At 62.5% G+C, this 1561-nt stretch carries 3 protein-coding genes; all 3 read right to left on the bottom strand.

Translation table 11 applies throughout. From position 1 onward, the window contains the following. A partial coding sequence (locus ACH4F2_RS36025; protein ID WP_398136810.1) for an MBL fold metallo-hydrolase occupies positions 1 to 463 on the bottom strand: 463 nt, incomplete at its 3' end. 53 nt (positions 464 to 516) lie between these two features. Further along, positions 517 to 786, bottom strand: a complete 270-nt coding sequence (locus tag ACH4F2_RS36020) for a metal-sensitive transcriptional regulator (RefSeq protein WP_003944639.1) — start codon at positions 784 to 786, stop codon at positions 517 to 519. A 78-nt stretch (positions 787 to 864) separates the two neighbouring features. Further along, positions 865 to 1561 (bottom strand): sulfite exporter TauE/SafE family protein (locus tag ACH4F2_RS36015; RefSeq protein WP_398136809.1); only part of this gene is annotated, 697 nt, incomplete at its 5' end.

The raw sequence follows: 1561 nt of genomic DNA, 5'->3' as shown, positions 1-1561 counted from the left end.
TGTGCTCGGAGCCGAGCAGGTCAGTGCGCCCGGTGGACCCGTAGAGCATGGAGCCGCCGGTGAAGATTGCGATCGGCTCGCCGCGCCGGTGCAGAACGTAACTGACGTGGTGATGAGTATGCCCTGGGGTGTGCATGACCTCGAACGTCGTCGATCCCGCGTCGACGACATCGCCGTCGACGACTGCTCGGCGCTCGTATTCGACCGGATCGCCGTCCGGGACGACGTATTCGGCACCCGTGGCGCGCGCAAGTTCCAGGCCGCCAGTGACGTAGTCGTTGTGGATGTGAGTTTCCAGCACGTGGGTGATGACAGCGTTCTTTTCTGCTGCCAGCGCCCGGACGCGGTCGATGTCGCGTTGTGGATCGATCACCACGGCGATACCGTCGTGGCTGATCAGATAGCTGCGGTCGCCGAGGCTGGAAGTTTCAATGATGGCGATGTCCGGGTCGGTCGTGCTCATGGGGAGCTCCTACATGTTGTCGGTCGGCCTCGTTCCTGATGTGAAGCGGGCGTTCAGGCCAGCGCCAGGAAGAGCTTTTCCAGTTCTGCTTCGGTCATGGGTTCTTTGTTGTCTGCCGCTTCGCCTGTCATGCACTCTCGGAGACCGGTAGCGACGATCTTGAAGCCAGCTTTGTCGAGGGCCCTGGAAACAGCGGCGAGCTGGGTGACAACGTCTTTGCAATCGCGTCCGTTCTCGATCATGCCGATCACTCCCGAGAGTTGGCCGTGTGCGCGGCGGAGGCGGTTGAGGACCAATGCGATGCTGTCTTCGTCGCCGATCATGGGGTCTCCTTCAGATGCATGATGATGCCAGAAATTGCCAGATTACCCCCGGGGGCATCCAACGGGGTGCACGGTAGATCATCCGAGAACGAGAGTGTCGATGAGGACGTAACCTGCCACGACAAACACCAGGTAGGCGAACCACTGCCGAAGTGAGTCCGTGGCGATGCGTGTACCGAATCGTCCGGCCACCAACGAACCCGCAATGGCTGAACCTGCGAACGCTGCCGTCAAGGGCCAGTTTCCACCTAGGCCGTCGGCCTGAGCGATGAGTCCGGCGGCGGAGTTGGCGACGATGACCACCAAAGAGGTTCCGACGGCGACACTCATCTCGATTCCCAGCAGCAGAACCAATGCGGGGATGATCAAGAAGCCCCCGCCGACGCCGAACAGTCCGGTAAGGACACCGACGCCGAATCCGGTCGGTATGGACCGAGGTGCGCATCGGCGCCAGTTGATCCCGGAATTGCTCGTCCTGCAGGCGGTTCCGGGATTGTCGGGGCTGCGCAGCATGCGTGCCCCCGCGAGGATCATGACGATCGCAAAGCCGATCATCACGGCAGTTTCAGGTAGATGCTTGCCAAGGGCAGTGCCGGCCAGGGTGCCGAGGACTCCGGTGGCGGCGAAGATTGCCGCGAGTCGCCATTCGATGAGCCGCGCCCGCACCTTGGAGATGACCCCGACCGCGGAGGCGACACCGATCACCAACAGCGAAGTCGGTATCGCCTCCGGCAGGGGGAACCCGAGAGCGTACACGAGGATCGGGACAGCGAGG

The sequence above is a fragment of the Streptomyces sp. NPDC017890 genome (genome assembly GCF_044328675.1).
Lineage (GTDB): Bacteria > Actinomycetota > Actinomycetes > Streptomycetales > Streptomycetaceae > Streptomyces.
The sequence above is the reverse complement of the archived record's forward strand: the minus strand, read 5'-3'. Positions and strand labels throughout refer to the sequence as shown.